General features: G+C 45.1%; 23 protein-coding genes. 2 read left to right on the top strand and 21 right to left on the bottom strand.

Annotation, left to right across the window (positions count from 1 at the left end):
- Positions 1–96 precede the first annotated feature (96 nt).
- The 3 genes from DW694_RS03155 to DW694_RS03145 all read right to left on the bottom strand — a co-directional run bounded on the left by DW694_RS03155 (position 97) and on the right by DW694_RS03145 (position 3435).
- Positions 97–600 (bottom strand): gamma carbonic anhydrase family protein, encoded by a 504-nt coding sequence (locus DW694_RS03155; protein ID WP_059086860.1) that lies wholly within the window; start codon positions 598–600, stop codon positions 97–99.
- 87 nt (positions 601–687) lie between these two features.
- Positions 688–1719 (bottom strand): LacI family DNA-binding transcriptional regulator, encoded by a 1032-nt coding sequence (locus tag DW694_RS03150; protein ID WP_110102991.1) that lies wholly within the window; start codon positions 1717–1719, stop codon positions 688–690.
- Positions 1720–1944: 225 nt separating this feature from the next.
- On the bottom strand, positions 1945–3435 hold the full coding sequence (locus DW694_RS03145) for an AAA family ATPase (RefSeq protein ID WP_110102992.1): 1491 nt from the start codon (positions 3433–3435) through the stop codon (positions 1945–1947).
- Positions 3436–3712: 277 nt separating this feature from the next.
- Here DW694_RS03145 and DW694_RS03140 point away from each other — a divergent pair, with 277 nt between their 5' ends.
- Positions 3713–5086 (top strand): MATE family efflux transporter, encoded by a 1374-nt coding sequence (locus tag DW694_RS03140; RefSeq protein ID WP_092070399.1) that lies wholly within the window; start codon positions 3713–3715, stop codon positions 5084–5086.
- Positions 5087–5208: 122 nt separating this feature from the next.
- Here the strand turns inward: DW694_RS03140 and DW694_RS03135 are convergent, their stop codons facing one another.
- The 3 genes from DW694_RS03135 to DW694_RS03125 are packed head-to-tail and all read right to left on the bottom strand — an operon-like array spanning position 5209 to position 7606.
- Entirely contained in the window at positions 5209–5589 is a 381-nt protein-coding gene (locus DW694_RS03135) for a hypothetical protein (RefSeq protein WP_110102993.1), read from the bottom strand.
- Complete coding sequence (locus tag DW694_RS03130) at positions 5574–6143, bottom strand: UbiX family flavin prenyltransferase (protein WP_173733886.1); 570 nt, start codon at positions 6141–6143, stop codon at positions 5574–5576. Before DW694_RS03130 ends, DW694_RS03135 begins: the two co-directional genes overlap by 16 nt.
- Entirely contained in the window at positions 6140–7606 is a 1467-nt protein-coding gene (locus DW694_RS03125; RefSeq protein ID WP_110102995.1) for a UbiD family decarboxylase, read from the bottom strand. Before DW694_RS03125 ends, DW694_RS03130 begins: the two co-directional genes overlap by 4 nt.
- Positions 7607–7777: 171 nt before the next feature.
- On the opposite strand from DW694_RS03125, the gene DW694_RS03120 reads away from it, so the two are divergent.
- On the top strand, positions 7778–8653 hold the full coding sequence (locus tag DW694_RS03120; RefSeq protein WP_110102996.1) for a LysR family transcriptional regulator: 876 nt from the start codon (positions 7778–7780) through the stop codon (positions 8651–8653).
- 10 nt (positions 8654–8663) lie between these two features.
- On the opposite strand, the gene feoB is transcribed toward DW694_RS03120, so the two are convergent.
- From feoB to DW694_RS03045, 15 genes are all read right to left on the bottom strand, one after another.
- On the bottom strand, positions 8664–11042 hold the full coding sequence (feoB, locus tag DW694_RS03115; protein ID WP_110102997.1) for a ferrous iron transport protein B: 2379 nt from the start codon (positions 11040–11042) through the stop codon (positions 8664–8666).
- Between the two features lie 409 nt (positions 11043–11451).
- A complete protein-coding gene (gene glgA / locus DW694_RS03110) occupies positions 11452–12897 on the bottom strand; it encodes a glycogen synthase GlgA (protein ID WP_015524465.1) in 1446 nt (481 codons plus the stop codon).
- A gap of 58 nt (positions 12898–12955) precedes the next feature.
- On the bottom strand, positions 12956–13762 hold the full coding sequence (gene spo0A, locus DW694_RS03105) for a sporulation transcription factor Spo0A (RefSeq protein ID WP_015524464.1): 807 nt from the start codon (positions 13760–13762) through the stop codon (positions 12956–12958).
- 324 nt (positions 13763–14086) lie between these two features.
- Positions 14087–15292: a SpoIVB peptidase gene (gene spoIVB, locus DW694_RS03100; protein WP_118752528.1), complete on the bottom strand. Its 1206-nt coding sequence runs from the start codon at positions 15290–15292 to the stop codon at positions 14087–14089.
- Positions 15293–15442: 150 nt separating this feature from the next.
- Positions 15443–17128, bottom strand: coding sequence for a DNA repair protein RecN (recN, locus tag DW694_RS03095; RefSeq protein ID WP_110102999.1), 1686 nt, complete (start codon positions 17126–17128; stop codon positions 15443–15445).
- 42 nt (positions 17129–17170) lie between these two features.
- A complete protein-coding gene (argR, locus tag DW694_RS03090; RefSeq protein WP_021650687.1) occupies positions 17171–17632 on the bottom strand; it encodes an arginine repressor in 462 nt (153 codons plus the stop codon).
- A 16-nt stretch (positions 17633–17648) separates the two neighbouring features.
- Positions 17649–18509: an NAD(+)/NADH kinase gene (locus DW694_RS03085; protein ID WP_015524460.1), complete on the bottom strand. Its 861-nt coding sequence runs from the start codon at positions 18507–18509 to the stop codon at positions 17649–17651.
- Between the two features lie 23 nt (positions 18510–18532).
- The gene (locus DW694_RS03080) at positions 18533–19342 is read right to left on the bottom strand and encodes a TlyA family RNA methyltransferase (protein ID WP_021650688.1); all 810 of its coding nucleotides are present in this window, start codon (positions 19340–19342) and stop codon (positions 18533–18535) included.
- Positions 19343–19426: 84 nt separating this feature from the next.
- Entirely contained in the window at positions 19427–21313 is a 1887-nt protein-coding gene (dxs, locus tag DW694_RS03075) for a 1-deoxy-D-xylulose-5-phosphate synthase (RefSeq protein ID WP_182465472.1), read from the bottom strand.
- Between the two features lie 22 nt (positions 21314–21335).
- Complete coding sequence (locus DW694_RS03070; protein ID WP_022426366.1) at positions 21336–22241, bottom strand: polyprenyl synthetase family protein; 906 nt, start codon at positions 22239–22241, stop codon at positions 21336–21338.
- A complete protein-coding gene (xseB, locus tag DW694_RS03065) occupies positions 22213–22431 on the bottom strand; it encodes an exodeoxyribonuclease VII small subunit (protein WP_021650691.1) in 219 nt (72 codons plus the stop codon). Before xseB ends, DW694_RS03070 begins: the two co-directional genes overlap by 29 nt.
- Positions 22431–23636 (bottom strand): exodeoxyribonuclease VII large subunit, encoded by a 1206-nt coding sequence (xseA, locus tag DW694_RS03060; RefSeq protein ID WP_022426367.1) that lies wholly within the window; start codon positions 23634–23636, stop codon positions 22431–22433. Before xseA ends, xseB begins: the two co-directional genes overlap by 1 nt.
- On the bottom strand, positions 23633–24109 hold the full coding sequence (nusB, locus tag DW694_RS03055) for a transcription antitermination factor NusB (RefSeq protein ID WP_015524454.1): 477 nt from the start codon (positions 24107–24109) through the stop codon (positions 23633–23635). Before nusB ends, xseA begins: the two co-directional genes overlap by 4 nt.
- Before the next feature lie 32 nt (positions 24110–24141).
- Positions 24142–24528 (bottom strand): Asp23/Gls24 family envelope stress response protein, encoded by a 387-nt coding sequence (locus tag DW694_RS03050; protein ID WP_015524453.1) that lies wholly within the window; start codon positions 24526–24528, stop codon positions 24142–24144.
- Positions 24529–24608: 80 nt separating this feature from the next.
- The gene (locus tag DW694_RS03045) at positions 24609–26198 is read right to left on the bottom strand and encodes a peptide chain release factor 3 (protein ID WP_022426368.1); all 1590 of its coding nucleotides are present in this window, start codon (positions 26196–26198) and stop codon (positions 24609–24611) included.
- Positions 26199–26244: the final 46 nt, after the last annotated feature.

Below are 26244 nucleotides of genomic sequence, written 5' to 3'. Positions count from 1 at the left end.
ATATAAGCATTTTATATAACAAAGTTACAGCTCCGACTGCTTCTCATATTACAAAGCAGTCGGAGCTGTCCGTTTACAAATGTCTTCTTCACTTTTTTATAATACATCCTGTGCTTTCATCTCTTCGGACACAGCAAGATATTCTTTGCTGTTTTCCACGATACCAAGCTTCTCTTCCCAGGTAAGATTTCGTTTGATCCTGGCCGGACTTCCCATTACCAGAGAACCATCCGGGATCACCGCATTTTTAGTCACAAGACTGCCGGCTCCTATGATACAGTCGTTTCCGATCTTTGCACCATCCAGGATCACGGCTCCCATTCCGATCAATGTCCGGTCTCCGATGGTACATCCATGGATCACCGCATTATGTCCCACAGTAACGTTGTTTCCGATATGGACCGGCATGTTGTGGCTCACATGAATGGTACAGTTTTCCTGGATATTTGTTTCTTCTCCGATCACTACCGGCGCATCATCCCCGCGGATCACCGCATAATATAATACACAGCTGTCACGGCCGATCGTTACATTTCCAAGGATCACAGACTGCTTTGCGATCCTGGCACCTTCTGCGATCTTTACATTTTTATAATTCATTTTTCCTCCTGAATCTGCTTTCCCTGTACAGGATTCTGCCATATGATATTTCTGATCATGGGTTCTATACGCAACAGCAATTCCTTTTTAACCCATATTATATTTCGTCCGGATCACAATATCTGTATACTGGTATTCCTTTTCCGGTGCCTTGCTGTCAAAGAGAAGCTGGAACAAAATAATCACCGGAGAATGTCCCTGTACAGCCGCATCCTGACCGATAAGGAAATTGATCGTCCCCTCTTTCAGCCATTTCAGATTTTCTTCCAGGAAATCATTGGCGATCACATGCATGGTTTTATCCTTTCCAAGCTTCTGCAAGGTCTGGCAGACACCCTTTACGCCATGACCCGTAATATAGATCCCGGTCAGCTCCGGATATAGCTCCAGAAATTCTTCCACGATCTTGGATGCCACCCATTCGTCATCATAAGAATACCTTATATCCACGATCTCGATTCCCGGAAAGCTTTCTTTAATCTCTGTCGTAAATCCTTTCTGCCTGCTGATCAGACCAGGATTGGCAACCTGTCCGGAAATTATGGCAACCTGCCCGTTTCCGCCTGTCATCTCCCCCATCAGGCCTGCTGCCGTACGACCGGCCTGAAAGGTATCCTGTCCCACAAAGCATAACCTTTTTGTATCTTCCAGATCCGCATTAAAGGTAACTACCGGAATTCCATACTCTTCCTGATACTGATTGATCCTCGCTCTCAAAAGCTGATCTTCTGATGGAGTCAGCGCGATTCCATTAAAGCCCTCTTCCCGGAGTTCTTCCATTGCAGCCATTACTTTTTCTGGTTCCACGCCCTCGATCTCATAGATCTTTACTGTTCCGCCAAAGCTCTCCACTTCTTCTTTTGCTTCCAGGACCCCATTTAAAACCTGCTGCATAAAAGGAGTCTCCATATACTGAAGGATCACACCGATACGGATTTTCCTCTTTGCCATGGCAAGGGCACGACCGGCACGGCTGGGCTGATATCCCATCTCCCGGGCGATCCTTTTGATCCTTTCCTCTACTTCCGGGCGGATACGGCCTCTGTTGTTCAGTGCCCTGTCCACAGTGCCTCTTGAAACTCCTGCTGCTTCCGCAATCTGTTGTAATGTTACTGCCATATTTTACCCTCCAAAACCTCTCCTGTGTGCTTTGTGTTCACGCGCACGCTCTTTTATCCCATTATACACATTTACACTTTCTCAGGCAATCCCTGATTTCATTATTTTTATAATTTTCCTTTACGATCAGACAGGCCCGGCATAAACAGGTGCATTCCCTCAGCCAAAAATGCTTCCGAAAAAATCTCCGGAAGCATTTTTATCATTGCAAAACAGATCCCTTTGTCAGTCCAGAAGCTCCTGTACCATCTCGGGGGTAAAGGTTACAGCCTTCACATGATCCACCTCGATCTGATACAGGGCATTGGCCGCAATATGCTCCGCAGCCTGCTCCAGATCACGGATTCCTGTGGTATCTTCAAATTTCTTAATTACTGCGTCCAGCGCCTCATCCGTTACGATACATTCTTCCTGTTTCAGACTCATACGTTTCAGAACCTTGGGAAGCGCAAATCTGGAAAAGATGATCTTCTTTTCCTCCGGTGTGTAATCCGGAATATCGATCACTGCAAAACGTGACATCAGAGGTGCGCTGATCTGTGCCTTATCATTGGCTGTGGCAATAGGATAGACACCAACTGTCGGAACCATACATTCCATATAGTTATCTGTAAAACCAAGGTTATCCAGCAGTGTCAGAAGCACATCTGCCGGATTTCCGTTTCCTTTACCTGATGCAGCCTTGTCAAGCTCATTGATGATAAATACCAGATTGGATTCTCCTGCCATGGAAAAAGCCTCCATGATGATTCCAGGCTTGGCATTTGCATAAACACGAGAGCTTCCTGTAAGCTGTTCCGGATCATTGATCGAACTCATATCCAAGGTTGTCCACGGCATTTTCAGGATTCTTGCAACTGCATAAGCGATCTGAGATTTACCGGTACCTGCAGGTCCTACAAGAAGCAGTCCGTAGGCAGGAAGTGTATGAGTACGATTAATCTGAATGATCGTCTCAATGATCCTCTGTTTTACACGCTCCATTCCATAAAGCTCCTCATCCAGGATACGACGTGCTTCCTTCGGATCAATAGACTCAAAATAATTATGCTTCCACTGAATATTCATCATGATGGAAAGTGCTCTCTGGGCATGGCGTCTTTCCTCCTGAGAAACCTCATGAGAACGGGCAACTGCCAGATTTCTTCTTGCCCAGAGACGGATATTATCCGGCATAGTCTTTCCGGCACAGTTCATAAAGTCGGTGATACTCTGAATACTGGTAAGCTTCATATCGTCACCGTCTTCTTCCTCCTCATCGTTCTCATTTTCTTCTGCCGGCGCACTGCTTGCAAACAGACGCTCGATCATAAACTGAAGAAATCCGTCCTCAGCAGAAAGCTTGGTGCCTCCGCCAAAAGCGATCTCACGGATTTTGTAAACAGCATATCCTTCCTCTGTATTCTGTCCTGAAAGACGGATGTTGATATGATTTTCTCCGAGCCATTTGATCAGGCTTGTAAAACGGGAATCGATCTTCAGGATGTCTGCCGGAAAAACACCGTCCTCTTCCTTAAACTCAAATGCAGTCTGCTTCGCAGGATTGGAAAAATATCCGCAGGAATGATGTTTCCACTCTCTTTTGCTGTTATCCAGGATCAGCATCGGTTTCTCCGGTGTGGCTTTTGTTTCATTAGAACGAAATGTTGTATATGTGCACTGGCTTTTTGTCTCTTTTTTATCTGCCGGCGCTGCGCTGAAATCAAAAACTGGCATATTTTTTACTCCTCTTTCTCTGAAAAATATCTTCATTCAGTTTATCATGGATTGGAAATCTCAACAACTGCTGATATAATTTTTTATGCATTTTTTGTATTCGTCATTTTTCCGTAAGTTGTTTAAACAATTTTGCAGTTTGCCGATTGACACTGCCTGTAAACTATGTTATCGTGCAATCATGTCTGCTTTCACTTTTACGAAAGCTGACACAGTTACCATGTATGTGATTTACTGTTTTTCACGTCATTGTAATTGTATTTTTTTGGAGGAGGAAATGAGAAATCAACTTTCACAGCAGGATGATTTTTATCCACAGATCGTTAAGCTTGTCATCCCCATCATCATTCAGAATCTGCTAAGTGCAGCGGTCAATTCCGCCGATGTTATCATGCTGAACTTTGTAGGTCAGTCATCCATCTCCGCAGTATCCCTGGCAGCGAATTATTCCAATGTCCTGTTTATGGTTTATTACGGTCTTGGTACGGGAGCCACCCTGCTTTGTGCCCAGTATTATGGAAAGGGAGATTACAAAGCCATTCAGATCATCGAGGGAATCGCTCTTCGTTTTTCCATGATCATCTCTGTTCTCGTGGCACTCGTTGCATTTACCATGCCACAGATGATGATGAGACTGTTCACCAACGATCCGGAGCTTCTGGCCATTGGTTCTTCCTATATCCGCATTATGGGTATCACCTATATCTGCTGGGGTATGACGGAGGTTTATCTGGCTGTCCTTCGAAGCATTGGCCGGGTAACTACCAGCATGGCGATGAATATGCTGGCATTTGGACTGAATATCCTTTTGAATGCGACTTTTATCTTCGGATTGTTCGGAGCACCCAAGCTTGGTGCTACCGGTGTGGCTATTGCTACTGCACTTTCCAGAATGATCGAGCTGATTGCCTGTTTTATTATTTCTGCTTTCAGCAAAAATGTCCGACTGGATCTCCGATGTATGTTCACAAAAAACAAACTGCTGTTCAGTGATTTCGTGCGGCTTTCCCTGCCGGCTCTTGGCAATGATATTTCCTGGAGTATTGGTTTTTCCATGTACTCTGTGATCCTGGGGCATCTTGGTACGGATGCGGTTGCTGCCAATTCTCTGGTTGTAGTAGTCCGTAATATCGGCTCTGTTTTCTGTTTCGGTATTGCCAGTGCAGGAGGTATCCTTCTAGGCAATGTTATGGGGCAGGGCGATCTGGAACGTTCCAGGCGTTATGCTTCCAAAACACTGAAGCTTACTGTTATTGCAGGTTTTTTGGGCGGACTTATCGTTCTTGCCATCACACCGTTCGTAATGAGATTTGCGTCCCTGACACCCACTGCCATGCATTATCTGAAATATATGCTTCTGATCAACAGCTATTATATTATGGGGTCTGCCGTAAATACAACCCTGATCGCCGGTGTGTTCCGGGCAGGTGGTGATACAAAGTTTGGTCTGATCTGTGATACCATTGATATGTGGGTATATGCAGTACCCCTTGGATTCTTCGCTGCTTTTGTACTGAAGCTGCCGGTTATGTGGGTGTATTTTCTGCTCTGTACGGATGAATTTGTGAAGTGGCCATGGGTGATCAAAAGGTATCTTAGTGGGAAGTGGGCTAAGAATATTACCCGCGAGAATATATTTGAAAATAAATAGAATACAGAAACATTTTAGACGGCTGGAATCTGCGTTATTTTTCAAAAATTCGCTGTTTGAGCGAAGAAAGTCTCGGACTTTTGGAAAATAACTTTAGCAGGTTCCAGCCGTTCGTTACTCAACTACCGCTGCAGTCCTTCTATCACCATCTCCGTCAGACGCACAACACTTCCCTGTACCTCCCGGATCTCTTTCTCCGAAATACCATCCTTATGAAATCCCCCGGTGCAAACCACTCTCTTTCCCAGCTCTTTCGAAACCTTCTCCGCCATCCACCGGCAGATCACCTCGTCCTTATGTCCCGGAAAATTCAAAACTGAAGAAGTCGCACTCACAGAACCATCCCCTGTCAGAGACACTCTCGGTTCCGTCTGCACCACACATCCCAGATGAGGTCTCTCTCCGCCTTTCAGACAGATAAGCACATCCTCTCCGACAAATGCAGCACTGACCTCCAGCTTACAGCCTGCAGTCTCCACACACTCTTTTACAATCCATTCCATCTGCGATACTCCTTTGCTTCGATCCCAAACGGTTCCAAAAGCTTTGCCGCAATATGATACACCATATCATCAATGCTCTCCGGTTTATGATAAAACGTCAGCATCGGCGGAATGATCCGTACTCCCGGAAGCATGGATAGCTCATAAAGATTTCGGAGATGAATCCCGCTTAACGGTGTTTCTCTGGCTGCCAGCACCAGTGTTCTCTGTTCCTTGACCGTCACATCTGCCGCACGCAGAATAAGATTATCCGCATAGCCACTGTGGATCCCCGCGATCGTCTTCATGCTGCAGGGCACGATCAGCATCCCCTCTGTTTTGAAAGAACCACTGGCCGGTTTTGCCCCGATCTCTCCCGGTGCACATACATGATCTGCCAATCGTTTCACATCCTCCGGTTCCAGCTCCGTCTCCTGGCGAAGAGTCATCTCTGCACTGGAACTCATGATCAGATAAGACTCAAAATCCGGATTCTCCCGGATGATCTCCAGACATTTTACAAGGAGCGGCAGGCCGCTTGCACCTGTCGCACCAACTATAATTCTCTTTTTCATTTTTTCAGCCATTTCTCCGGATCCAGTTCCATAAAACGGGCTCTGTGAAAATCTTCCTTCAGATCATAAGACACCGTACAGTCAAAAATAGTCTTGCATGCAATTCCATGATCACGGATACTTGGAGAAAATGCAGGATCATTGGACGGATCAAGAGGATGACAACGGACACCCGGAATGGTGATCACATCCACATCCCCCTGGAATCTCGTATTCATCGCCCAAAGTACATCATTCATATCAAAGCAGTCCACATCTTCATCTACCAGAAATACATTTTTCAGCTCACTAAAGGCGGAAAATGCAAGAAGTGCAGCCTGACGCTGTCTTCCCTCATCACTTTGAGAAAGCTTTTTAAACTGAAGGACAGCCATATACTTTCCACCTCCGGCACTGCTGCAGTATACGTTCTGAAGCCTTCCAGGCATTGCTTTTTCCACCATGCCATAGATGCTGGCCTCTGTAGGGATTCCCGCCATGGATACGTGCTCCTCACTTGGCCCGATACAGGTCTGCATGATCGGATTTTCACGATGTGTCACTGCTGTAACCTTGATCAGCCAGCACTGATCACTTGCAGGCCCTGTATATCCCGGAAACTCCGGCATGGCGTATCCGGTATTGCTGTTCTGATCTTCCTTTACACGCACACCCGGGATCACTTCTCCCTCGATCACGTATTCCGCATTGGCGATGGCACGCTCGTTAACGGTTAAACATTTACAGAGTTCCACCGGCTCTTTGCGCAGTGCACCGGCTACAGACAGCTCATCATACCCCAGTGGTGTTGTAGGCGGCTCAAAACAGGAACCGATCTCAATAGCAGGATCAACTCCGATACTGATAGAAATCGGCAGCCTTTGTCCCAGCTCCTCAGCACGCTCTGCCATTGCTCCGATATGTCTGGCACCAGGTGTAAAGAAAATGGAAAGCTCATCTTTTCCCTGAATGCAGAGACGGTGAATGGTCACATCGTGAACTCCAGTATCCGGGTGTGTGGCGTAGCACATGCCAAGTGTGATATACGGGCCCGCATCATCCGGTGTGTTCGTTGGCGCAGGAACCAGCTTATAGAGGTCAAAATCCGGATCTGCTGCCTTATGCACCACCTGCTGACACGGTGCATCGCCTTCAAGATCGACCGGTGGAATTGGATTCTCCACGCTTTTGCAGAGCATCTTTCCAAGATTTTCCGGCTGAGTGTCAAGTAAAGCAGCAACTCTTTTTCTGCTTGCCAGAAGACCGATAGCTACCCTTGCATCCGGGTGTCCTTTTATACGATTAAAGATCATGGCAGGTCCTTCCTTTGTGGGACGCTTCACCGTTCCACCGGCTCCTACATAACGATATACCCCTGCAAGCTCTGCCATCGGATCAACTTCCACCTCTGTTTCAATCAGCTGATCTGGCATCTGCTCCAGAAGTGCCAGAGCACTTCTCAGATCTCTTACTTTTTCTGCCATAAAAAACCTCCTGCGTTATCTTTATATTACTGTTCACTCCGTTCTCAGTAACATCTTTATTTTCTTATGTTATTTTATCTCTTTTTTACATGGTGAATCAATTCTTTCTATGATATAATTGTTTCCAATATGGAATGATTCGTCACTATTTTCTAAAAGGCAGGTGTTACCATGACTCTTGAACAGATCGACTATTTTATCTGTGCAGCTCAATCCCGGACTTTTTTTGATGCTGCAGAAGCTATGCATATCTCCCAGTCCTCCCTTTCCAAGCAGATCATGAAACTGGAAAAAGAACTGGAGCTTACCTTATGGGACCGCAGCAAGCGTACTGCTGTGCTTACTCCTGAAGGAGAGTTTTTTTACAAAGAAGCACTTAAGATTTCCAGACAGTATCATCGTTCTCTGGAAGCAGTGTACCATTTTAAGGACAGTAAGCTCCAGGCACTTCATATTGGAACACTTCCTTTTCTTTCTCAGTACCATCTTACTTCTGTGATACACAGTTTTTGTGATACACACCCGGAGCTTTCTTTTTCTCTGAAGGAGGTAGAAGACGAAGAACTTCTTTCCGGTCTTGAAAAAGACTTTTTTAATCTGATCTTTGTACGAAAACACATGATAGACCCGGAGCTTTATACTTTTCATGCTCTCACAGAAGATCGTCTGGTTGCTGTTTTTCCTGAAGCGCATCCCTCTGCGTCCAAAAAATCGGTCTCTCTTTCCGAACTGAAAAAAGAATCTTTTATCCTGATGCCTCCGCACACCTCCATTTACCGTTTCTGTATGCAAAGTTTTCATAATGCAGGGATCCACCCTCAGCTTCTGCGTACTGCCCGCGCAGAATCTATTGTCAGCGCAGTGGAAATTGGCGAAGGGATCAGCCTTCTTACAGAAAGCAGCTTTCAGTTCTTTCGTCAGCCTTCGCTTGTTGCTGTCCCGGTTAATGGACTAGAAAAGCTATCTGTTGGAATTGCCCATAAAAAAAATATGGCTCTCACAGCCTCTGCAGAATGTTTTCTGCAGTTTGTGAAAAGCCATATGTAAGGTATTTTTTCTATAATCCAAGCATCATTCCCACACCGTGTACCGCAAACGCAACGATCCATGCAGTGGCACACTGTACTGCTACAATACCAGCGGCAGCTCTTACAGTTCCCATCTCCCGACGCACAGTTGCAATAGCTGCAACACAGGGTGTATAGAGCAAGGTAAAGATCAAAAATACGTAAGCAGTAAACGGTGTAAATAAAGTCTGAAGCAATGCCGTATTTCCGCCCAGAAGGACTGTCAGCGTAGACACAACGCTCTCTTTTGCCATAAAGCCCGTGATCAATGCGGTGGATACTCTCCAGTCACCAAAGCCCAGCGGAGCAAAAAGTGGTGCCACGATGCTTCCGATCCTTGCCAGAAGGCTCTGATCTGTGCTGGTAACAAGGTTAAGACCTGCATCAAAGTTCTGCAGGAACCACACGATCAGCGTTGCCGCAAAAATAATTGTAAACGCTTTCTGGATAAAGTCCTTCGCCTTTTCCCAGATCAGCTGTCCTACACTTTTTGCAGAAGGAAGTCGGTAATTGGGAAGCTCCATGACAAACGGAACCGGCTCTCCCTTATATTTCGTCTTTTTCAGGATCAGCGCATACAGGATCCCGCAGAGAATTCCTGCAAAATAAAGGCTGATCATCACAACTCCTCTCCACTGCTTCGGGAAAAATGCACTGGTGAGAAGTCCGTAGATTGGAAGCTTGGCACTGCAGCTCATAAACGGAGTAAGCAGGATCGTCATTTTCCGGTCACGTTCACTGGATAATGTTCTGGTTGCCATAATGGCCGGCACCGAACAGCCGAATCCGATCAGCATCGGCACAAAGCTTCTTCCGGAAAGTCCGATCTTTCGAAGGAGCTTGTCCATAACAAAGGCTACACGAGCCATATATCCGGTATCTTCCAGGATTGACAGGAAGAAAAACAAAGTAACGATCGTAGGAAGAAATCCGATCACGCTTCCGATACCGCTTAAAATTCCATCCACAACCAGTGACTGCAGTACTGAGCTGACACCCGCTGACTCCAGTCCCCTGCCAATAAGTGCAATTACCCAGTTCACGACCATAGTCATTCCGTCTGAAAGCCAGGCTCCCAGATAATTGAACGTCATCACAAATACAATTGCCATAATTCCTACAAAACAGGGAATTGCTGTATATTTTCCGGTAAGGATACGATCTATGGCGACACTTCGTTTATGTTCACGGCTTTCTGCCGGTTTTACCACAGTTTTCTCACAAAGCTTTTCAATAAAATTGAAGCGCATGTTCGCAAGAGCTGCCTCACGGTCCAGACCGCCATCCTTCTCCATAACATGTACCAGCCCATCAAGAACCTTTTTTTCACCTTCAGGCAAAGCCAGACGTTTTTCGATCAGAGAATCTTTCTCTACGATCTTCGTAGCTGTAAAACGTACAGGAAGTCCTGCTTTTTTTGCATAGGGTTCGATCAGATGAACGGCTGCATGGATACATCTGTGAAGTGCGCCTACCGGATCCTTCGGTGACTGATTGTCAGTACAGAAATCAATTCTTCCCGGTGCTTCTCTGTATCTTGCAACATGGACTGCATGATCGATCAGCTCATCAATTCCTTCATTCTTCGCTGCTGAAATAGGTACAACCGGAATTCCTAAAATCTCCTCCAGTTCATTGATCCGAACAGAGCCTCCATTTGCCCTTACCTCATCCATCATATTTAAGGCCAGCACCATTGGGATTCCAAGCTCCATCAGCTGCATGGTAAGATAAAGATTTCTCTCAATATTGGAAGCATCTACAATATTAATGATTCCTGTCGGCTTCTCATTCAGCAGAAAATCTCTTGTTACGATTTCCTCGCTGGAATACGGGGAAAGTGAATAGATTCCAGGAAGATCCGTTACCGTTGCCTCCGGATGCCTCCGGATGCTTCCTTCTTTCTTGTCAACAGTTACACCCGGAAAGTTACCAACATGCTGATTGGAACCTGTCAGCTGATTAAAAAGAGTTGTCTTTCCACAGTTCTGATTACCTGCCAGTGCAAACGTGATCGGTTCCCCTTTGGGAATCGTATCACCGATCCGGTTCTTACGATAATCTCGAGCCTTTCCAAGTTCTCCCACACCAGGATGAGCAATCGGCTGATGCCGTTCATTTTCTTTCTTCGTTTCCGTCATGGATTCGATCGATACGATCTCAATCTTTGCAGCTTCCGCCAGCCGCAATGTCAGCTCATATCCGCGCAGCACAAGCTGTACCGGATCTCCCATAGGAGCTGTTTTACGAAGAGACACTTCTGTCCCCGGTGTAAGCCCCATATCCAGAAGATGATGTCTCAGCTCCCCCTCGCCACGAACACTGATGATTCTGCCACATTCTCCAGTCTTTAATTTGTCCAGTGTCATATTGTCACCTCATCTTAAGTACAATTTACATGGTCAATACATATATCTGTATTATCCACTGTTACATCGTTTCGTAAATAACTATATCAATCGGATTCACAGACAAGTGAATGGTATAGTTATTTCAAAAACGATGTACTAATATAAATGTAACACAATTTAAGTTATTTGACAATAACTGATTAATCTGATAAGTTTCATATAAATAATACCAATTCAAAAGTTATTTATCATTAACATTTATATTTTTTCTCATTTTAGCACAATTCCTGTTTGATAAACAAACATCTTCATATTTTTTTTGCAGACATACAATAACATCCATGTATATTCCCGCAATAAAAAAGCGCAAACGACATATTATCTGTCGTCTGCGCCTTTTTATTGCGAGAACCGCTTCGGTGAATCCTTACTCACCAATTAACCAATTGTACATTTCCTCATACTGACGTGCGGAATTGTTCCAGGAAAAATCTGCAGCCATCGCGCGATCTACCATTTTATTCCATTCACGTTTCTTGTCATAATATACACTCTCTGCATAACGGATCGTAGCAAGCATTTCATGTGCATTATAATTTACGAAGGAGAATCCTGTTCCGGTTCCCTCGAATTCATTGTACGGGACAACTGTATCCTTCAGACCACCGGTCTCTCTGACGATCGGAAGAGTTCCATAACGAAGGCTCATCAGCTGGCTTAAGCCACATGGCTCAAACAGTGACGGCATCAGAAATGCGTCAGATGCTGCATAAATTCTGTGAGACATTGCCTCATCATAGTAGATCTGTGCAGATACCTTGCCATGATACTTCCAGTCAAAATGACGGAACATATTCTCATAACGTTCCTCACCGGTACCAAGAGCAACGATCTGAACCGCATCCTGACACAGTTCGTCCATGATATAAGCGATCAGATCAAATCCCTTCTGATCTGTCAGGCGGGATACAATACCGATCATCATAGCTTTCGGATCCTGCTCAAGTCCAAGATCTTTCTGAAGCTGGATCTTGTTCTTGATCTTCTCCTTGCGGAAGTTCTTTGCATTGTAATTCTTGGTGATATTCGGATCTGTCTCCGGATTGAATTCATTGTAATCAATACCATTTACAATACCACGCAGGCTGTTGGCTCTCGCATTGAGAAGTCCGTCCAGCTTCTCACCATAAAACGGTGTCTTGATCTCTTCTGCATAGGTATTACTTACTGTGGTAATGGCATCTGCAAATACCATACCGCCCTTCAGGAAGTTTGCGTCCTTGTATGCTTCCAGTTTATCCGGCGCAAAGTAGTAATCGGAAAGGCCTGTGATATCCTTAACAGTCTTAACATCCCATACACCCTGAAATTTCAGGTTATGTATTGTCATAACAGTCTTGATTCCACGGAAGAATTCATTCTCCTGGAAAGAATCGTGAAGGTAAACCGGAACAAGTCCTGTCTGCCAGTCATGACAATGGATGATATCCGGTCTGAATCCGATCACCGGAAGAACCGATAACACAGCTTTGGAAAAGAAAGCAAATTTCTCAAGATCCCATGGTGCACTGTCATATGGTTTCGGACCGCTGAAATAATATTCATTGTCAATGAAGTAAAACTGGATCCCGTCATACTGCATCTGCATAATGCCTACATAGCAGTTCTTAAATCCCAGATCCATATAAAAATGGGTCACATACTCCATTTTGTCTTTCCATTCCTGTTTCATGCAGGCATATTTCGGCAAGATCACGCGTATATCAAAATATTTTTTGTCAAAGCACTTAGGCAGTGAGCCGGCAACATCAGCGAGTCCTCCTGTTTTGATAAAAGGTACTGCTTCTGATGTAGCAAACAGAATTTTTTTCATCTGTATTCCCCTCCCTGGGTACACCCGTTTTTATTTATGATTATACTCCAAAATTCATCTAATTTAAAGACCGATTTTTATATTCTAGTCTGATTTTATCTGCGATCAGTGCTATAAATTCAGAATTCGTGGGTTTCCCTTTTCCGGTGCTTACAGTATATCCAAACAATTCATCAATGGTATCCATCTTTCCCCGGCTCCATGCCACCTCGATCGCATGTCGGATCGCCCGCTCCACTCTGCTCGGTGTTGTCTGATGGCGTTTCGCAATGGTTGGATATAATACCTTAGTAATGGAATTGAGCATTTCCATGTCATTGACAGACAAAATGATCGCATCCCTTAAATACTGATACCCCTTGATGTGTGCCGGAACTCCGATCTCATGAATGATATTCGTCACATCGGTTTCCAGATTCCTCTCCGGCTGAGGCTTTTTGGTTTCTGTGATACCTGGCCTTGCAATCTCCCGCACTCTTCTGTCCCCAATCTTCCGAATATGTTTGATCCGGTTTAAAAGTGTGGTGTTGTCAAAAGGCTTCAAAACATAATAGTCTGCTCCAAGACTGAATGCATCCTCTGTAATCCTCTCCTGTCCAATTGCAGATAATACGATAAACACTGGAACTTTTTTGACATTTGCGTTATGGGAAAATTTCTCCATAACGGAAAGGCCGTCCATCTTCGGCATAATGATGTCGAGAATCACCACATCCGGCTCCTTATCTTTGATTATGTTACAGATTTCTTCTCCGTTGTGTGCTTTTCCGACCAGTTCAAGGTCTTTATCTTCTTCGATCATCTGACCGAGCATGTCTGTCATTTTCGCGTTATCATCAGCAATTGCAACATTTAATTTGTCCATGAGGACCCTCCTAACTTCTATCTCCTTGGGTTTCCAGACATACCCCCTGTCACCACGGCAGTAACCGACACTGTTAGCTGCCTGCGCTTTCCCCTTGCTGGCGACAAAATTATTATAGTGGAAATCCTGTAGTAAAATCAAGATAAAAGTAGTTATTTTATCACACTTTCGTACGATATTTTTCGACATTTTTTCTCTTATATATCACAAAATTCACCAAAATGTAGGTATTTCAATCTGTATCCGGCATTTTTCCCCATATAAAAAAGAGGCACTTTTCCCGGACTTTTTCCATGTTTTTGTGCCTCTTTCCTCAACTGCAGATTATGCATTGCCTGTCATATTTTCAATAAAAATCCCATATCCGCCGGTAGAATCCTGCACAAATACATGAGTCACGGCACCAAAGAGTTTTCCGTTCTGAAGCACAGGACTTCCAGACATTCCCTGAACGATCCCACCTGTTTTTTCCAGGAGTTCTTTATCTGTGATCTGGATCACGAAGCTCTTATTAGAATCCTCATGGTTCATATCGATCCTGGTGATCTCCGCGGCATATTCTTTTACTTCGCCGTCTGTGCAGCAGAGAACAGATGCGGGTCCAATTTTCAGATCCTGTTTGTAACCCACAGGAATCTTCTTCAGATCCAGATTTTTCACCTGATCAGCATCCACAGTTCCAAAAATGCCGTTTTTACTGTTTTCGGAAATCTCACCCAGGATATTGTCAGCTTCGTATCGGATCAGACCAGATAGTTCTCCAGGATTTCCTTTTTCTCCTTTCTGGATCCCCAGAATCTGGGCGTTGTAAAGATTTCCATCTGCGATACTTAAAAGTTCGCCGGTATCCACATCGCTGATCCCGTGACCAAGAGCACCGAACCCTCCATTTTCGTCCACATAAGTCAGGGTTCCGATTCCCTGTGTATCGTCCCTCACCCAGATGCCAAGCTTATAGTTTCCTTTCTCATCTTTCACCGGCGTCAGGGACAGGGGAATCGTCTCTTTTCCCCGGCGGACCTTCAATGTTACAGATTCTCCGCAAAGATCTGCAAGATCCTCCAGAAGATCCTGCTTGCACTGGATCCGGTTCTGATCAAAAGCCACAATATAATCTCCCGGCTTTACAATGTCCCGGGCCGGTTCTTCCATCTCACCACTTTCCGAAAGGATCTCGCCTGTATCAATGATCAGAACTCCTTTCGTCTGCATATAAATACCTACTGCATCTCCGCTTGCATATACTTCTTTTGCAGTTATATTTTTTACCTTCACATCCTTAAAAGGGATCACTCCCAAGAGTCTGCAGTGCAACTTATAGCTGTCTTTTCCTGAAACGGTGATCGCATCATCAAAGCTGATAAAAGGGCGTTTAAGAAGATTGGCTACTTCCCGGCTGTCCTCATGATCCACCAGAATCTGATCCGGGATTTTTCTGTCCAGAAGCCGGTAGCCCAGCCATCCCATCAGAATCAGATCCAGCGCAAGAAATACAAGGAGCCAACATCGGTATTTTCTTTTTCTGTTCATCTTACGTCACATCCTTTGTAATTTTCTGATACAAGCAAATCCCCACCCACTGCTTATTGCTTTTCGCAACTGAAGCAGGGGACTGACTTGATTCGGTTAAAAAAGAGGACCGACCTTTCGGCCGTCCTCTCTTAGTATGTAACGTATAAATTATTTCAGTCTTGTATTTTTTTGTTGCTGTGCCAATTCCTTCATCTCTCTTGCATTTCCAAGAACAGCCGGCGTGATCTGGGCACCGCCCAGAAGTCTGGCAAGCTCACGAACAGATTCCTCTCCTTCCAGAGGATGGATCTGGGTGATGGTTTCTGTTCCTTCTACATGTTTCTCAATCTCAAAATGGGTATCTGCCATTGCTGCGATCTGTGGAAGATGTGTGATACAAAGCACCTGCCTGTGCTGTCCGATCACTGCCATTTTTTCAGAGACCTTCTGTGCAGTACGCCCACTGATCCCTGTATCGATCTCATCAAAGATCAGTGTATCGATCTGATCTTTATCTGCAAGGATCGCTTTGATGGCAAGCATGATCCTGGAAAGCTCACCACCGGATACAATCTGTCCCAGCGGTTTTCTACTCTCACCTGGATTTGTGGAAATCTCATATTCCACCGCATCATAACCATTATCTGTATAATTTTTTCTGCGGTCAAAACGGATAGAAAAATCCACATCCTCAAAATTCAGTTCCTTCAATCCTTCGATAATCTTTTCATCCAGCTGTTTACTGTATTTTTTCCGGATCTCTGAAAGTTCATGCGAAGCTTCCTCAAGAATCTTTTCTGCCTGCATAAGTTTTTCTTTCAGTAACCGGAAATTTTCTTCGAATCTTTGAAGTTTTTCTAATTTTTCCTGCTGTTCCTTCTGATAAGACAAAATTTCATGGATCGTCTGTCCATACTTTGCCTTCAGACTATTGATCAGATCCAGTCTTTTTTCTGTTTCAAAAAAAGTTTCTTCGTCAAAAGTCAAACTATCCATATAAGAGGACAGATCACGGCAGAAGTCACTGAGAAGTGAATCGATTTCCATAAGAGCTTCCTGTAAAGGTGCAAGATCCTTATCGTAATCTGCAATTCTTGAAAACTCTTTCAGGGCATTTCCGGTCATATCTGCGGCGCCCTGTTCATATCCGGTCATCCCACGAACCATTTGTGCTGTTTCCATGATCCTTCTGGCATTGCTCAGCTTCCGGTAGCGATCCTCCAGTGTTTCGTCCTCTCCCGGAATAAGAGCTGCCTCCTCGATCTCATTGATCTCAAATTCCAGAAAGGCTTTTTCACGGTTGCGCTGTTCCTCATCCATATCCAGTGCTTTCAGCTGATCCACACAGTCCCGATACTCCTGATAAGCTTTCCGGACCTTCTCCCTGGCAGGAAGGATCTGTTCCTTTCCATATACATCCAAAATAGCCAGCTGGCGGTCTCCATAAAGAAGTGACTGATGCTCATGCTGTCCGTGAATGTCCAGAAGACAGGCTGCTGCTGCTTTCATCTGGCTGACAGTACTTGTCTCTCCGTTGATCTTGTTGATACTTCTGCCGTCCATGATCTTGCGGGACATCAGCACCTGTCCGTCTTCCGGATAGATGTCAAGCGCCGCAAGGGACTCTCTGGCTTTCGTGTTTTCAACCTGAAACAGCAACTCTACCAGGGCATAGGAAGCATTTTCACGAATCATGCTTCTGGAAGTTTTTCCACCCAGGATAAGCTGTATGGATCCTAACAGAATGGATTTTCCGGCTCCGGTCTCACCAGTTAAGATATTTAAGCCTGGTCCGAATTCCACCTCTGATTCCTCTATCAGTGCAAGATTTTTTACATGCAGATGTACTAACATTGATTTCCTTTCTGGTATAAAGCATTTACATATTCTGTCATTTTATTTTCCTCTGGATAAGATCCCGCCAAGCTTCTGAACTACACCCGGTGCCTGTTCAGAGGTTTTCACCACACACATAATGGTATCATCTCCGGCAATACATCCCAGGATTTCCGGCCATTTCATGGCATCAAGAGCTGCTGCTGCCGCCATGGCCATTCCCGGAATTGTTTTTACCACTACGATATTCTGTCCGATGTTCATAGCGATCACTGCATCTTTCAAAACTCTGGAATATTTATCACTTAACACATCCGGTGTATGTTCTTCCAGGATCGCATATCTGGACTTTCCGTTGCTGCCTGCAACCTTTGTCATTTTCAGAGCACGGATATCTCTGGATACGGTAGCCTGCGTAACCTTAAAACCGGCCTCATTCAGTCTTGCTGCAAGTTCTTCCTGTGTATCGATCTCGTACTGACGGATCAGTTCGATAATTTTTTCATGTCTTGCTACTTTCAAAATTGAACCTCCTGCATCAGCTGTTACTCATTTTCTGTCTCAGAACCTCCACAAAGCTCAGATGGTTCAGCTTGAGGATTTTTGTCCTGACTGTGGCTTTCCGGATCACGATCCGGTCACCGGTGACCATGGATATCTGGGTATCCCCGTCGAAAGAGGCCACCGCTTTCTCAATGGTATTATGTCTTCCCTCACCGATCTCTACTGTAACTGCCTCTTCCCCGGAAAGAATGATACTTCGGGTGTTCATGGTATGGGGAGCGATGGGGGTCATGATCATCATACTGGCACTGGGAGAAACCACGGGACCTCCCGCTGACAGACTATATCCGGTAGAACCGGTCGGAGTGGAAATGATGATACCATCTGCATTGTATGAATTCATATATGCATCATTAACATAATTCTTGAAACGGATCACACGGAGATGTCCTTCTCTTCCGATCACAATGTCATTTAATGCGATATCTTTTCCAATAAGTTCTTCTCCACGATAGATCTTTCCTTCCAGCATCATACGATCTTCCAGCTCATAGTCATCTGACAGAAGCCGATCCAGAGCCGGATACACGGAATTTTTATCCACCTCGGCAAGAAATCCCAGAGTTCCCAGATTGATTCCAAGAAGAGGGATATCCAGATGCACCACATCCCTTGCAGCCTGCAGAAGTGTTCCATCTCCACCCAGTACAATAATGCACTGTGTATCCTGCGGAATCCCATCCGGGTCCGTATAATGATACGGTCCTTCCATTTTTTCGGTGATCTTCTGCACATGACACCTGGCACCATGCTTCTCCAGATAGGCAATGATCCTATTAGAAAATGTCAGTTCCGGATCCTTGGCACTGTTTGGAATTATATAAAATCTGTCCATATTGCTTCAGTCCTTTCCAAACATCAGTCCAGCTGTCCGTGGGCTTCCTTTACCACATCCTCTACGGATACGTCAAGACTCACAGGTACTTCTGTTCCTTCCGGATGTTTTTTCAGATGAAGGAGATATTCAATATTTCCTTCAGGTCCCTTGATGGGAGAAAAGGAAAGATGACAGGGCTCCATAAAAATGCTCATGGCATAATCTCTGACTTTCTCAATGACTTCTTCATGGACCTTCGGATCACGGACAACGCCTTTTTTTCCGACTTTTTCTCTGCCGGCCTCAAACTGAGGTTTGATGAGACATACGATCTCTCCGTCCTCTGTGAGAAGGTTTCTTACAGGAAGAAGCACTTTTGTAAGGGAGATAAAAGAAACATCGATCGAAGAAAATGCTGCCGGACCTTCCAGATCTTCCGGTACCACATAGCGGATATTTGTTTTTTCCATGCATACAACTCTTGGATCATTCCTGAGTTTCCAGTCCAGCTGTCCATATCCCACATCAATGGAATAGACTTTGACCGCTCCGTTCTGAAGCATACAATCTGTGAAACCACCGGTGGATGCGCCTACATCCATGCACACCTTATCCTTCAGTGTCACGCCAAAATTTTTCATGGCTTTTTCCAGCTTCAGTCCGCCTCTGCTGACATAAGGAAGAGTCTTTCCTCTTACCTCCAGCTTGACAGTCTCAGCAAACATGGAGCCAGCCTTGTCTTCCTTCTGACCGTTGACATATACTTCCCCGGCCATGATATACGCTTTTGCTTTTTCGCGTGACGGTGCAAGTCCCTGTTCCACCATCATGATATCCAGTCTTTTTTTCATATTATCCTCCAACAGCCCGGCTCTTTATGTGCCGGGCTGTAAAATGCCTCACAGCTTCGTATTCTTCTGCAAAGGCTATGTCCTTTATTTTCTGTTATTCACAAGATTTTCCCAGCTCTGTTCTACCGCATCCAGGATTCCCTGTACATTTAAACCTATTTTCATTCGCTGACGGTCCACCGTTCCATGCTCAATAAAATGATCCGGTATTGCCAGTGGAAGAACTCTTACTTCCGGATGACAGGCTTCCATATAAGCAGATACATGTTCTCCGAACCCACCGCTTTTTACATTCTCCTCCACAGTGACCAAAAGACTGTGGTTCTGCGAAAGCCGATCAAGAAGCTCTGTATCCAGAGGCTTTACAAAACGGACATTGACAAACGTAGCTCCTGCTATTTTGTGATCTCTTATCTCTTCACAGACCTTCTGACAGACAGAAACCATGCTGCCAACCCCGAGAACTGCAATCTCACTGCCTGGAGTGATCACTTCACTTCTTCCCTTCTTAAGTGGCTCATGACATTCTTCCATATCGGTACATGCCGATCCTTTCGGATATCGGATCGCACAGGGACCATCCAGCTCTTCTACTGCAAATTTCAACATCTCCTCAAGCTCTTTTCCATTCTTGGGAGCCATAACTGTCATATTGGGAATCATGGACAGATAGGATAAATCAAAGCATCCATGATGTGTTTCACCATCTGCTCCGACAAATCCTGCCCTGTCAATGGCAAAGATCACATGAAGATCCTGCATACATACATCGTGAAGGATCTGATCGATCCCTCTCTGCAGGAACGAAGAATATACCGCAAAAACCGGGATCATTCCCCCAAGTGCCATGCCTGCCGCAAAGGTTACTGCATGTTCTTCCGCAATACCCACATCAAAAAAACGCTCCGGGAATTTCTTCCGGAATCGGTTCAGTCCGGTTCCATCTGGCATAGCAGCTGTAATAGCAACTACTTTTTTGTTCTTCTCTGCCAAAGAACATATTGCACCGGAAAAATGATCTGTATATGTCGGCGCTGTTTTTGCTGTAAGAGGTCTGCCACTCTGGATGTCAAAAGGACCTGTTCCGTGAAAACGCTCCGGATGGGAAGATGCCGGTCCATAGCCTCTGCCTTTTTCTGTAAGGACATGGACAACAACCGGTCCCTCCACTCTCTTTGCCTCATTAAAAAGCTTCATCATCTGGCGCATATTATGGCCATCTACCGGTCCCAGATAAGTCAGCCCCATATTTTCAAAAAGCATTCCGGGAATGATCAGCTGCTTGATGCTGCTCTTGGTCTTTCGGACCGTATCTACCACGGCGGTTCCAACATGGGGAATCTTTTTGAGTGTTTTTGTCACGCCGATCTTCATTCCTGTATAAGTCTCAGCTGTACGCAGAGCGCTTAAATAGGTGGACATTCCTCCTACGTTCTTGGAAATAGACATGTTATTATCATTGATGATAATAATAAAATTAGTCTTCAGCTCAGCCGCATTGTTCAATGCTTCATAAGCCATCCCACCGGTAAGCGCACCATCTCCGATCACGGAAACCACATGGTATTTCTCTCCCATCAGGTCTCTGGCACGGACATAGCCAAGTCCTGCGGAAATGGAATTGGAACTGTGTCCGGTATCAAACGAATCACAGTCACTTTCATTCCTTTTTGGAAAACCGCTTAAACCTCCTTCTTTACGAAGATCCTTAAAGCCGTCTTTTCTTCCTGTAAGGATTTTATGTGTATAAGCCTGATGTCCCACATCCCAGATCAGCTTATCCTGTGGAAGATCAAGCACATTATGCAGAGCAAGAGTCAGCTCCACCACACCCAGATTGGATGCCAGATGGCCACCTGTCTCACTTACACTCTGGATCAAAAAGCTCCTGATTTCCTCGGCAAGGCGCGGAAAATCCTCCAATGAAACTTTATGAATATCATTTGGCTTTTTAATTTTTTCCAGAATCATTTGTACCCTTCCTTTGTTCTTTCTATTTCCTGCGGCTGACAAGACTTTCCACAAGAAGATCCAGAAATCCGTTCTTCCTGTCAAGGTCGTCTAAAAGTTCTACCGCATGGTCAGAAAGTTCTTTAACCCTGCTGGCTGCTGCCGGGGCTCCAACAAGGCTTACATAGGTAACCTTGTTGTTTTTTTCATCACTGTGGATCGGTTTTCCCAGTTCCTCCTGGGTACTGGTCACATCAAGGATATCATCCTGGATCTGAAAAGCCAGCCCGATGTTTTCTGCAGCCTGCTCCACAACCTTAAGTTCTTTCTCAGATGCCCCTGCCAGCACAGCACCGGTCATCATGGAAGCCTCGATCAATGCGGAGGTCTTGTTTTTGTAAATATAATCCAGCATCTTGTGTTCCAGAGGTTTCCCATCATTCTCCACATCAACACTCTGTCCACCAAGCATACCGTTGATGCCGGTCTTATCTGCAATGATCCGCATGGCGGCTATCACACGGTCTTTATCCTCGGTCAGATCAAAGGCGGAAAGCATCACTTCATAAGCTCTGTTAAGGAGTGCCACACCGCTTAAAACGCCCATGGCCTCTCCGTATACTTTATGTGTGGTCAGCCTTCCCCTTCGGTAATCATCGTTATCCAGTGCAGGGAGATCATCATGGATCAACGAATGTGTATGGATCATCTCCATAGCCGCCATAAAAGGCTCACAAAGCTTATCCTTTCCTCCAAACAGCTCGTAGGTTTCCCTGATCAGGATCGGGCGGAGTCTCTTTCCACCTGCCGTCATACTGTAATTCATGGCCTCTGCCATGGTTTTTGCAAAACCGGATTCTTCCGGAAGATATTCCCGGATCACATGTTCTGCTTCTTCTGTTCTTCTTTTCAGTTCTTCCTTAAAATTCACGAAATGTCCCATCCTCATTCATCTGAAGCATCTTTTTTTCTACAGTATCCAGTCTTCCGTTCAGATCCTTTAGGAGCTCCATTCCCTGTCTGTAGAGGCGGAAAGACTCCTCAAGAGGTGTTTCTTTATCCTCCAGCTTCCGGGCAAGCAGATCAAGCTCCCCAAAAGTATCTTCTATGGATTTCTCTTCTTTCTTTGCTTCTGCCATTATCGCTCTTCCTTCCTGATGCGATCCGCAACTGCTTCTATGACTCCATCGGTTACTGCAATGGAGATCCTGTCACCTTTTTTTATCTGACTGATCTCTGTCACCGCATGTCCGTCTGAGTCGGACACAAATGCATATCCTCCATTTAGCTTTCTTAATGGAGAAAGTCCCTCAAACCGCTGGATCCATATTGCCAGTTCATGTCTTTTCTCTGTAAGCTTTTGTTCCATGGAAGAACGCAGGCATTCCTCCAGCTCCGATGCATACTGACGTTTTTCACGTAACATGGACTCCGGGCTCAGATACTGGAATCTGTTCTCATAGGCCTTAAGTTTTGCGGCAAAAAGTTCTGTCTTACTGTTCATGGCACGCTGCAGACGGTCTCCGTACATATGAAAGCTCTCCAGAACACTGCGAAAATCATCCACTGCCAGCTCTGCTGCAGCAGATGGTGTAGGTGCCCGCAGGTCTGCTACAAAATCCGCAATGGTAAAATCCGTCTCATGTCCCACTGCCGAGATCACCGGTGTCCTGCACTCAAAAATAGCACGGGCAACGCTCTCCTCGTTAAAGGCCCAGAGATCTTCAATAGAGCCACCTCCACGGCCGACGATGATCACGTCCACCCCTGCTTTATCCAACATCCGGATTCCCTTTACGATACTCTGCGCCGCTCCCTCTCCCTGCACAAGTGCCGGATAAAGGATCACCTGCAGATATGGATTCCTTCTGCCTGCAATATTGCGGATATCCTGTACTGCTGCACCAGTAGGTGCTGTCACCACGCCAAGGGTATGAATAAAATGAGGAATGGGCTGCTTATATTCCTGTGCAAACATCCCCATATCCTCAAGTTCCTGTTTCAGTGCCAGATACCGTTCATAGAGGGCACCAGCACCTTCCAGTGTGATCTCTTTTGCATAAAGCTGATAACGCCCGTCTCTCTCATATACGTCTACAATTCCGCCTGCAACTACCTTATCCCCGTCCTTCATGCGAAAAGCAAGACCCCTACGGTGTCCCGCAAACATCACACAGCTTAATGTGCCTGTTTCATCCTTCAGGGAAAAATAAATATGTCCACTGGTATGGTATTTACAGTTGGATACCTCTCCCTTTACATAGACTTTCCGGAGAAAGTAATCCTGGGTAAACATATTTTTGACATAATGGTTTACCTGACCGACAGAATAGACATTTCTCATGCGTTCTCTTCCGGGGCTTCTGCTGCCTTCTCTTCTGTGTCAGCAGTCTCCTCCTCGTTTTTCTTTTCATCCTTCTCAGATGCGATCTTACCCAGTACTCCATTTACAAAGGAGCCGGAAGCATCTCCGCCAAATCTTTTGGCAAGTTCTACCGCTTCGTTGATAGCTACTCCTGTCGGTACGTCTGCATCATATTCCATCTCATATACTGCTAGACGAAGTGCCGCAAGATCCACACGGCTCATACGCTTTGTCTTCCATCCACGGCTTGCACTGTTCAGCTGTGCATCGATCTCTTCCAGATGTTCTTTCACATGTGCGTACTTCTTCTTCATATATTCCTGGTCCTGTTCTGAAAGTTCTCCAAGACCTTCAAAATAAAGAGAGAGCTGTTCTGTCATCTCTTCTTCTGAATTAAACTCTGTCATAAACATAAGTTTAAATACATGTTCTCTCTGTTCTCTTCTTCTCATAATTTCCTCCTAAGACGGAAAAAAGGAAAGGTTTACTTTCCTTTTTCGTTCTCCATATCCACGCTGGCAATATGAATATTTACATCTGCAACCTCAAGCCCTGTCATATTCTCAATAGCGGATTTAACCTTCTCCTGAACCTTCTTGCTTGTCTCAAGAATGTTTCTGCCATACTCGATATTCAATGACAGATCCACGGTAACGACTCCTTCCAGAATGGTTACTCTCACGCCCTTGGACAGATTCTTCTTTCCAAGTTTACTTACCAGCTCATTGGTGATATTTCCTGCCATGGAAGCAACTCCATCCACATCTGTTGCTGCAAGTCCTGCAACGATTGCAACAACTTCATCTGCAATGTGAACTTCACCGATTCCGCCCAAATCCTGTATCTTATATGTTGTTCTTTTTTCTGCCATGGGAAACCCTCCTACGGATATAATATTTTTGTTCGTAATTTTATACTATTATATCAAAAAAAGTTATGAAATAAAAGGGCTTATTTACTGAATTCTGTCAGTACCAGATCAGGGTTTCTGTCCTCAACCATGCCAACACTCCATGCATTGACAAAGAGCAGCAACGGATTTCCCTTAAGGTCTGTGACTTTCTTCATATCAGAAGTTCCCACGATCTTGTCTACTTTTACAGTCTCCTTGTTGGCAATCCAGCGGATATGCTCATATGGAAGTGTTTCCAGGCGGATATCTACATTATACTCATTCTCCAGACGGTATTTCAGGACATCAAATTGCAGGATACCTACAACACCCACAATGATCTCTTCCATACCGGTGTTAAACTCCTGGAATATCTGGATTGCACCTTCCTGAGCGATCTGGTTGATACCTTTTACAAACTGTTTTCTCTTCATGGTATCGATCTGACGCACACGTGCGAAATGCTCCGGCGCGAAGGTCGGGATCCCCTCAAAGGCAAATTTCTTTCCAGGTGCGCAGATGGTATCTCCAATAGAAAAAATACCCGGGTCAAAGACACCGATGATATCACCTGCATAAGCCTCCTCCACAACATGACGGGATTCTGCCATCATCTGCTGCGGCTGAAGAAGTCGCATCTTCTTGTCTCCCTGCACATGATAAACCTCTTTGGTCGCATCAAACTTGCCTGAACAGATCCTCATAAATGCGATACGGTCTCTGTGAGCCTTGTTCATATTCGCCTGGATCTTAAATACAAAGGCTGAAAAATCATCACTCATAGGATCTACCGGTCCGCAGTCTGCAGTTCTCGGAAGCGGAGAAGTGGTCATCTTCAGGAAATGCTCCAGAAATGTTTCCACACCAAAGTTGGTAAGAGCAGAACCGAAAAATACCGGTGTCAGCTGTCCTTTGCTGACCTCTTCCTGAGAAAACTCCGCACTTGCGCCATCCAGAAGCTCGATTTCTTCCATCAGCTGCTCTTTCTGCTCAGGATCCATGACCTCATCTGCACGGGGATCATTAATATCAATCTCTTCTATCACACCTTCCTTGGTGCCCTTCTGTGTATCGGAGAAGGTAAGGATCTTCTTTGTATTACGATCAAACACACCCCGGAATTTCTTACCGGAGCCGATTGGCCAGTTGATCGGACAGGTTGCAATACCAAGCTCTTTTTCGATCTCATCCAGAAGATCAAAAGTATCGTTGGCATCTCTGTCCATCTTATTGATAAAAGTAAAGATCGGAATGTGTCTCATAACACAGACCTTGAAAAGCTTACGGGTCTGTGCCTCAACACCCTTGGATCCATCGATGACCATAACTGCTGAATCCGCAGCCATCAATGTACGGTAGGTATCCTCGGAGAAATCCTGATGTCCAGGTGTATCCAGAATGTTTATACAATATCCGTCATAATGGAACTGAAGAACGGATGAAGTAACGGAAATACCTCTTTCCTTCTCGATCTCCATCCAGTCTGATACTGCATGGCGGGCCGTAGCCTTACCCTTTACACTTCCGGCCAGATTGATGGCCCCTCCATACAGCAGAAATTTTTCTGTTAATGTTGTTTTACCAGCATCCGGATGAGAGATGATGGCAAATGTTCTTCTTTTTTCTATTTCTTTCGTATACTTCGACACGTGAGCCTCCTGTATATTCTCTGATATCTCTATTTTACTATAACCT

This window comes from Ruminococcus sp. AM26-12LB, from assembly GCF_003480785.1.
GTDB lineage: Bacteria > Bacillota > Clostridia > Lachnospirales > Lachnospiraceae > Blautia_A > Blautia_A fusiformis.
The sequence above is the reverse complement of the archived record's forward strand: the minus strand, read 5'-3'. Positions and strand labels throughout refer to the sequence as shown.

Excerpts from the sequence above, each read along its gene's own strand:
- DW694_RS03120 (WP_110102996.1), top strand. The coding sequence starts at position 7,778 with ATGACTCTTGAACAGATCGACTATTTTATCTGTGCAGCTCAATCCCGG.
- nusB (WP_015524454.1), bottom strand. The coding sequence starts at position 24,109 with ATGAGAAGAAGAGAACAGAGAGAACATGTATTTAAACTTATGTTTATG.
- recN (WP_110102999.1), bottom strand. The coding sequence starts at position 17,128 with ATGTTAGTACATCTGCATGTAAAAAATCTTGCACTGATAGAGGAATCA.
- DW694_RS03125 (WP_110102995.1), bottom strand. The coding sequence starts at position 7,606 with ATGGCAGAAAAAGTAAGAGATCTGAGAAGTGCTCTGGCACTTCTGGAG.
- DW694_RS03140 (WP_092070399.1), top strand. The coding sequence starts at position 3,713 with ATGAGAAATCAACTTTCACAGCAGGATGATTTTTATCCACAGATCGTT.
- xseA (WP_022426367.1), bottom strand. The coding sequence starts at position 23,636 with ATGAGAAATGTCTATTCTGTCGGTCAGGTAAACCATTATGTCAAAAAT.
- DW694_RS03070 (WP_022426366.1), bottom strand. The coding sequence starts at position 22,241 with ATGAGGATGGGACATTTCGTGAATTTTAAGGAAGAACTGAAAAGAAGA.
- DW694_RS03145 (WP_110102992.1), bottom strand. The coding sequence starts at position 3,435 with ATGCCAGTTTTTGATTTCAGCGCAGCGCCGGCAGATAAAAAAGAGACA.
- spoIVB (WP_118752528.1), bottom strand. The coding sequence starts at position 15,292 with ATGAACAGAAAAAGAAAATACCGATGTTGGCTCCTTGTATTTCTTGCG.
- DW694_RS03130 (WP_173733886.1), bottom strand. The coding sequence starts at position 6,143 with ATGAAAAAGAGAATTATAGTTGGTGCGACAGGTGCAAGCGGCCTGCCG.
- DW694_RS03050 (WP_015524453.1), bottom strand. The coding sequence starts at position 24,528 with ATGGCAGAAAAAAGAACAACATATAAGATACAGGATTTGGGCGGAATC.
- spo0A (WP_015524464.1), bottom strand. The coding sequence starts at position 13,762 with ATGGACAAATTAAATGTTGCAATTGCTGATGATAACGCGAAAATGACA.
- DW694_RS03085 (WP_015524460.1), bottom strand. The coding sequence starts at position 18,509 with ATGGACAGATTTTATATAATTCCAAACAGTGCCAAGGATCCGGAACTG.
- DW694_RS03135 (WP_110102993.1), bottom strand. The coding sequence starts at position 5,589 with ATGGAATGGATTGTAAAAGAGTGTGTGGAGACTGCAGGCTGTAAGCTG.
- glgA (WP_015524465.1), bottom strand. The coding sequence starts at position 12,897 with ATGAAAAAAATTCTGTTTGCTACATCAGAAGCAGTACCTTTTATCAAA.
- dxs (WP_182465472.1), bottom strand. The coding sequence starts at position 21,313 with ATGATTCTGGAAAAAATTAAAAAGCCAAATGATATTCATAAAGTTTCA.
- DW694_RS03080 (WP_021650688.1), bottom strand. The coding sequence starts at position 19,342 with ATGAAAAAAAGACTGGATATCATGATGGTGGAACAGGGACTTGCACCG.
- DW694_RS03155 (WP_059086860.1), bottom strand. The coding sequence starts at position 600 with ATGAATTATAAAAATGTAAAGATCGCAGAAGGTGCCAGGATCGCAAAG.
- xseB (WP_021650691.1), bottom strand. The coding sequence starts at position 22,431 with ATGGCAGAAGCAAAGAAAGAAGAGAAATCCATAGAAGATACTTTTGGG.
- feoB (WP_110102997.1), bottom strand. The coding sequence starts at position 11,042 with ATGACACTGGACAAATTAAAGACTGGAGAATGTGGCAGAATCATCAGT.
- DW694_RS03150 (WP_110102991.1), bottom strand. The coding sequence starts at position 1,719 with ATGGCAGTAACATTACAACAGATTGCGGAAGCAGCAGGAGTTTCAAGA.